The organism is Streptomyces wedmorensis, assembly GCF_000716445.1.
Lineage (GTDB): Bacteria > Actinomycetota > Actinomycetes > Streptomycetales > Streptomycetaceae > Streptomyces > Streptomyces wedmorensis.
Window position 1 is genome coordinate 1 of the sequence record NZ_JNWK01000118.1, and the last position, 7087, is coordinate 7087.

Annotated in this window: 4 protein-coding genes, 2 pseudogenes and 1 CRISPR repeat array; all 6 genes and pseudogenes read right to left on the reverse strand. The window is 68.6% G+C overall.

All coding sequences use genetic code 11. The annotated features are described in order from the left end of the window. Positions 1–106 (reverse strand): annotated as a pseudogene (locus tag OO54_RS45580) (IS5/IS1182 family transposase); the annotation flags it as partial. Between the two features lie 118 nt (positions 107–224). Next, positions 225–824, reverse strand: a pseudogene (locus OO54_RS48090) (transposase); the annotation flags it as partial. A 798-nt stretch (positions 825–1622) separates the two neighbouring features. Further along, on the reverse strand, positions 1623–2396 hold the full coding sequence (locus OO54_RS40425) for an ExeA family protein (protein ID WP_051787895.1): 774 nt from the start codon (positions 2394–2396) through the stop codon (positions 1623–1625). Positions 2397–2935: 539 nt separating this feature from the next. Next, positions 2936–4315: a DDE-type integrase/transposase/recombinase gene (locus tag OO54_RS40430; RefSeq protein WP_033212612.1), complete on the reverse strand. Its 1380-nt coding sequence runs from the start codon at positions 4313–4315 to the stop codon at positions 2936–2938. A gap of 99 nt (positions 4316–4414) precedes the next feature. Next, the gene (locus OO54_RS46975) at positions 4415–4798 is read right to left on the reverse strand and encodes a helix-turn-helix domain-containing protein (protein ID WP_200146647.1); all 384 of its coding nucleotides are present in this window, start codon (positions 4796–4798) and stop codon (positions 4415–4417) included. 408 nt (positions 4799–5206) lie between these two features. Beyond that, on the reverse strand, positions 5207–5908 hold the full coding sequence (locus tag OO54_RS40440) for a GNAT family N-acetyltransferase (RefSeq protein WP_157856608.1): 702 nt from the start codon (positions 5906–5908) through the stop codon (positions 5207–5209). A 396-nt stretch (positions 5909–6304) separates the two neighbouring features. Beyond that, positions 6305–7066: direct repeats of the CRISPR family, unit length 29 nt; unit sequence CTGCTCCCCGCACCCGCGGGGATGGTCCC. Positions 7067–7087 lie beyond the last annotated feature (21 nt).

Genomic DNA, 7087 nt, shown 5'->3' on the forward strand with positions numbered 1-7087 from the left:
ACGGACGGAGCTTGCAGCGCCGGTCGCCCTCACGGGTGACGATCAGCATGGTGACCCACTCCACGAGTGCATGCGGCAGGTCGAGTGCGGCAGGATGGACAACCAACGAGGCCCCCGAGCAACGTAATTGAGACGTCAGACATCTCGATCAACAGCCCGGGGGCCTCGCTCGTTTCGCTTCACGGACCGTCACCCGATCGGTGGCCACATCGAAGAAGCTCATTGAGTCGGGCAAAGGCCCGCTCGATGGGGAAGCGGATTCGTGCGTATGCTCGGTTGACGGTTGCTTGCCTGGTGGTGAGGGGTCTTCCGAGGTGGCGTTTGAACGGCACCTGGAACGTGCCGCCGGCCTCGGCGTAGGCCTTGTCGGCGAGCACCGGGATCCGCGGCCGTTCACAGACGGTGACGATGCGGTGGGTGCGGGCGGCGGCGATGTCGACCGTGCGTCCAGACAGTGCGGGTGAGTACCGGATCAGCTCGCCCGCGGGGTCGGTGACGGCCTGGATGTTCACTCCGTGCCGTCAGGCCTTGCCCGAGTAGTCCCGTTCGTGGTCGCCGGCGCGGTCGCACTCGGCGATGGTGCCGTCCACCAGGACGTATGCGGGACGCGCTCGGCGCAGTGCCTGCGTGAGGGATGGCGCTTTTGAGGCGAGGGTTCTGATCACGCTCTGCGCGTAGGCGTGGGCGGTGCCTTCGCTGATCCGGAAGTCCGCGGCGAGCTTTGCGTAGGTGGTGCGCTCGCGCAGGTGCACCAGGGTGGTGATGGTGCGTTGCGAGGGCCGCAGCTTGCGCCGACGGTCACCCCCGCGGGTGACGATCAGCATCGTGACCCACTCTACGAGCGCGTGCGGCAGGCCGAGTGCGGCAGGATAGGGGGACCAACGAGGCCTCCGGTGACGGCGGTTGAGACGTCAGACATCTCGAACCACTGCCCGAAGGCCTCGCCTTCTATCAACCCCTGGTCATTACCCGATCGGTGGCCACTTTGAAGATCCTTACTGGAGCAGACGGTGGCGAGGCAGCCCGGTGTCACATGCCGGGCGAAAGCCCGCTCGACCGCCATGCCACGAAGAAGCTCCCTCCGAAGCACTCGCCCCTTCGGAGAAGGGTTCAGGATCAGCTGGGAGCGCGGGCCCTCAGCAGCCGCGAGGCCGTGGAGAGGTCGAAGGCTGGGGGCAGGCCCGGAGGCGAATCAAAGCGACCTCGGGGACCGTGCGACGGAGGGGTGAAGGAAACAGCCGGCCGGCGACCCGCAGGCACCGGAGCACGCCCTCGAACCAGCAGATGCAAGAGTCCCATGGCCCCCGGCGGGATCACTTCTCCATCCAGCGCCCGCGACTCTTTGCATTCACGTTGGGAAGCGTAGAGAGAAACGAGAACTTTGGGCGCTTTGCCGGTTTCGGCGAAAGTGGTTCAGCCGGGTCTGCGCATGCGGTAGAACTGCAGGTCACGAAGTCTGCTCCCCGCACGCGCTGTTGGCTGCCGTTCAAAATCGTGACGGGTTTGCCACTCACGATGGTGATGTTCGGAGATGAAGAGAGCCCGCTGGTGGGTTTCCAGCGGGCTGTTTGATCTTCATCGTGTCACTGGGAAGTTGACGGTGCCCAGGGTGGGCGCGGTCGTTATTCGGCGGTGACTTCGGCGACGGCGGCGCGTGCGCTGGTCTCGTCGACGATCGGCTTGCCCTCGGCGTAGGCGGACAGCAGGGCCTGGACGGCGAGGTTGTTGACGGCGCGGGGATAGCCGCGGGCGGTGTCGTGGATCAGGGTGATCGCGTCGTCGGTGAAGAGGGTGTCGGTCCGGCCGGCGAGCGCGAGGTGGTGGACCAGGTAGGAGGCCGTCTCCTCGCCGTTCATCGACGGCATGTTGTAGCGGACCTGGATCCGCTGGTCCAGAGCCGCCAGGACGCCGAGCTTGATCTTGTGTCGCAGGGTCGGCTGGCCGATCAATAGGCAGGCCAGGGGGCTGTTGGAGTCCATCTCGTCGTTGGTCAGCATCCGGATCGCCTCCAGTTGCTCATGGTCCAGGAGGTGGGCCTCCTCGATGATCAGGATGGGGACGCGGCCGCGCTCGTTGTTCTCGGTGGCCAGCAGGTCGGTGGCCTGTGGAATCAGTGTCGACTTGTGCGGTCTCGGGACGCCGCCGAGCGAGGTAACGATCGCGTGGTGGATGCCAGCGACGCCGACGGCTGGGTTGGCCAGGTAGATGACCTTGTGACGGGGGTGGTCCAGCCGCGCAAGCGATGCCCGAACCGCGACGGTCTTGCCTGCGCCGACCTCGCCGGTGATCACTCCGAGGGCGCGTTCGCCGATGCACCACGTGATCCGGGCGACGGCCTGCGCGTGGGAGGAGTGCCGGTGCAGCATCGAGGGCGCCAGGTCCTTGCCGAACGGCATGCGCGTGAAGCCCCAGTGCGCGGTCAGTTTGTCTATTAATGTCTGTCTGTCCTCTCCAGCTAGGCGAATACGCAGTCCGGTTCGGCCGCGGCCGGCTCGGCCCCGCAGCGGGCCGATAGCCGCGGGCTCTGTGCGGCTGCGGTGGCAGCCAAGTAGCGTGTGCGCTCATGAGCGACAATCCGAAGACCGGCCTGGGTGACGTGCTTGCCCACGTCGTGAACTGCGACCACGAGGGCGAAGAGCCCGACCTCAGCGGCGGTCTACGGGTCGAATACGTCGTGACCGGGATCCGTGGAGCGCTCGTCGATGCCCATGCCGTCGATGGCCCGGCGAACAAGTACGTGACCTCGGCCGCCGTTCTCTCGCAGAACCTCAAGACCGACGTCGGTTCGTTGCCCGGCTCCGTTTCAGTTGCCGTGTCGTGCCCGGCAACCCCGGCACCTTCTTCGTCGATTTCCAGCTGGCCCCGGGACCGGGCTCCCGAGCGTCCGTGTGACCGGCTCGTGGGACAGGCCCTTCGTGGACCTGATCACCGCTGGTCACGAGCCCTCCTCGCCCAGGTCGACGGCCTCGATCGGCTGGTCCTGGCCCGGCAGGAAGACCTCGTAGTTGATCCGCCGGCCGAGTTCCTTCGAGCGCTCGGTGTCGATCAGCCGCAGGTAGTCGATCCCGGTCGGCGCCGGCGGCGGTGCGGCGGGGGTCTCGGGCTTCGCCTTGGGGTGCGAGTGGCGGGTGATCAGGTGCGGGATCGCCTTGCCGAACGAACGCCCTGCGAAGCGGACGTCGATGTCGGTCAGGTCGAAGGGGTCGAAGACCAGCTCGACCTGCCGCCCGACCAGCGACGCGTCGACGTTGTAGGTGTTGGACTGGAGCGAGACCGTGGCGGTCTTGGCGACCTTCCGCAGCTCTGACCAGCGGAAGGCCTCCCGCAGTGCGTCCGGTGTCGGTGTGGGGAACGGTGCTCCGGCGAGCCAGCGCTCCAACGGAGCCTGCCCGGTCTCGGAGTGGACCCTGCGGTGGTAGACCTGTTCGACCCAGGCGGTGAAGAGGCGGTTGAGAGTTGGCAGGTCAGCGACCTTCTCCGTGTCGACCTCGACCAGGAACTGTTCCCGGACGGTTCGAAAGAAGCGCTCCACCTTCCCGCGGCCCTGCGGCCGTCCCGGGGTGGAGTGGATGAGCTTGATCCCGAGCCTCGCGCAGGCCCTGAGCAGGGCGGAGTCCACGAATGCGCTCCCGTTGTCGACGTAGACGCCTTCGGGGACGCCGCGGGCGGCCAGCGCTGGCCGCAACGCTGCGGCGAGGCGGACGCTGTCCTCGGCGCCGCCCCAGCGATGGCCGACCACGGCCCGGCTGTTGTCGTCGACGAACGCGAACAGGTATGCCTTGTGGCCTGCGATTTTCGGCCCGTGGAGGGCGTCGCCGACCCAGAGCTCATTCGGACGCGTGGCCTCGAACCGGCCGAACGCCTCCGGCGGCTGCCCGTCGGGGCGGGTCAGCAGCTCCAGCCGTTGAAGGTGCCGATGGACGGTGCGGTAGGACGGCCCCCACCCGAGGTGCTGCTGCAGGATCCGCACCACCTGCGCGGTCGACCTGGTCGGGTTCTCCCGCTTCAAGGCCGCGGCCAGGTCCAGGACCTCTTCCGGCGTTCGCGGGGGGACCTGGCGCGTCGGCGGCAGCAGCGCGTCGAAGCCGCCCTCGCGCCAGAGCTTGAGCCAGCGGTCCACCGTCCCGCGTGTGATCTTGACCGGCTTCCCGAACGGATCCGTGTGCACCCTCGCGGCGATCGCCCTCACCATCGCCCCGCGCTGCCGCGGCGAGAGGGCAGCGTCAGCCGCCTCACGGATCAACTGGTAGCGGAACAAGGCGACCTGATGGGCCCGCTCGGCCCGCCGTCGCTCCTCCTCATCGACCAACGCCATCCGAAGCCCTCCCAGGACGGTTGCGGACATGCCAGCCGCCAGGATGGAACCGGCCCCACCGCTTCCGTCAGGGTGAGCTCGTGTTGATCGTCTTCCTGATCAAGCCGGCGGCCAGCCCGGCGCCAGCAGCCGCTCGTGGCAGGCCGCCGACACCAGCAACCAGGTAGGCACCTTCAACATCCTCGACCTCGCCCGGGCCGCGAACGCGAATCCGGTCACCGCGCAGACCGCGTCGGCGACCGCCGACCCCGCAGGCGCCGGCAGCACCCGGGCTGGGTCGTCGGCCAGCGCGACCAGCCACCCGGTGAACACCTCCGTCGCCCGGCCAGCCCGACGTGACCAGCACCGCAGCCAGCCCCGCACCGTCGTCACGGGCCTGCCCAGCCGCTCGGCGATCCGCCGCGACCCCCAGCCGACTGCCGCCAGCTCCAGCCCCACCCCGACGACCTCAGCCGCGTCCGCGCGTCTGACCAGCGACAACACAGGAAGAAGGATGTGCGTCTCCCCGCAGGAACGACACCTCGCCCGCCGCGGACGGACCTCCACCACCCCGGCCGGCCCCCGCAGCCGGCGTGACCGGCCCCAGCCCCACCGGGCCAGCACCCCATCACAGTCCGGACACGACAACTCGCCCGCAGACAGCCGCCGTTCGACAACCGAAGTCGCCACCTCTACCGTGACCAAAGCGCCCTCCGATTGGCGCTCACGTGGCCCTCCCGGACGCCGGCAAACGAGCGGGAGGGCCACGATCATGTGCAGGACATGGTCACGGTGCCGCCCGGCACCCCGAAGATCAACCCTCCTGCACCGATCTCCCCACCATCACCACCGTCAGTGGCACAACACTGCCCGCTCATCAGCATCCTGAGTGGCTATCTACACCAGTACGGTTCAGCTCACCCAGATGCCATCGGGCGAGAGCCGGCGCGCGAGCTGCAGCCCTGACCGGCTGATCGGCGCGGACCAGGACACCTCGGTGACGGGGGAGCCGAAGTCGTCGGCTAGCGCCCGGACGAGCATGGCGCCCACTCCTTGGCGCCGGTAGGTGTCCGCCACCCAGATCAGGTCGACCCGCGGCCGCAGGGTGTCATCTGCGTCACCGAGCGGCGACTCCTTGACGAGGTCCCAGGGCCGGTGGTGATCGGTGTCATGGGCCGTGAGGTAGCCGACGACGTGCCCGTTCGACTGCAACAGGTACGCCCGGACGTTGTCTTCTGTCTCCTCGGGCTCGCCGAGGTGGGACCAGGAACGGAAATCGTAGTGATTCTCCCTCTGCGGCATCCCCGCCACCTTATAGACGAGCCTGCGCCACGCGATGGGGGACTGGGTCGTCACCACGGCCAGGTCACCCGGCCAGAAGAGGTTCTTCGGCACCCGCACACCGAGCGCCCACGTCGCGTGGTGGCCGGCGTGCGCACGGCCGTCATCGCCGCCCTGCTCCCGGAACCCGCACCGGCACTCATGATCGAGTGAAAGCTGCGGCACCCGGAACTGCACCGGGACGGCATGCTGACTGAGACCCTGGACGCGGCCTCCCACCCAGGGCCGGTAGAGCGCGTCGTCCGAGTCGACATGACCGCTCCACCGGTCCACCCAACCCGGATACCGCTCAGGGAACATCTCCCGCAGCCGCTTCTCGGCCGCCGGTAGCGTGGGACGCACCCACACACTCCCAGCCGTAGCCCGGCCGTTGAGACGCAGCCCACCACGCCTGGCCTTGCCCGGTTCTGGCACAACTTCCGTGAACCACGCCGACCGAACTCGTATCCGCCGTTGGACGAGCCGTTGACCTGCCGGTTCACCAGGGGCGTCGGCCTCGGGCATCGAGGATCGCTCCGGCTTCACGGAAGTCGTGCCAGAACCCGAAGTCGTGAACAAAGCCAACGCTGAGAAGCGTAGAGAGAAACGAGCACTTTGGGCTCTTTGCCGGTTTCGGCGAAAGTGGTTCAGCCGGGCCTGCGCATGCGGTAGAACTGCAGGTCACGAAGTCTGCTCCCCGCACCCGCGGGGATGGTCCCCAGAAGGAGCACGTCAAGGCGCATCCGACCTGCTGCTCCCCGCACCCGCGGGGATGGTCCCTCCGCGACGACGACCACGACAGAGATAGCCGTCTGCTCCCCGCACCCGCGGGGATGGTCCCTGGCCATCGCGCGCGGGCTCCAGCGCACCGCTCTGCTCCCCGCACCCGCGGGGATGGTCCCGACACCAACGTCCCGGGCGGGGACGTCGACTTCTGCTCCCCGCACCCGCGGGGATGGTCCCAACCCGAAGAACACGCCCGGCATGTTCCGCCTCTGCTCCCCGCACCCGCGGGGATGGTCCCAGGCGCACTACGGACAGCGCGTCGCACGCGTGCTGCTCCCCGCACCCGCGGGGATGGTCCCGGGCACGACCTGGAGAGGTCACCCCCGACCAGTCTGCTCCCCGCACCCGCGGGGATGGTCCCTGACGGCACTTCCGAGGGTATTTCAGCACACGCTGCTCCCCGCACCCGCGGGGATGGTCCCCCGCCTGGTTGGATTTCCAACCCAGATTCCGGCTGCTCCCCGCACCCGCGGGGATGGTCCCACCTCCGGCCCCATCAGCCTCCACCGCAACGCCTGCTCCCCGCACCCGCGGGGATGGTCCCCGCGGCGACGAGACCGTCAGCACGAACCCGCTCTGCTCCCCGCACCCGCGGGGATGGTCCCGGCCCTGCCTCCTAACCTGGCAGGTGTCGAGTCTGCTCCCCGCACCCGCGGGGATGGTCCCTGGACCCGGATGAACGCGATC

Bases quoted from the DNA above. Each gene is read 5' to 3' on its own strand.
- OO54_RS40425 (WP_051787895.1), bottom strand. From the start codon at position 2,396: ATGCCGTTCGGCAAGGACCTGGCGCCCTCGATGCTGCACCGGCACTCC.
- OO54_RS40430 (WP_033212612.1), bottom strand. From the start codon at position 4,315: ATGGCGTTGGTCGATGAGGAGGAGCGACGGCGGGCCGAGCGGGCCCAT.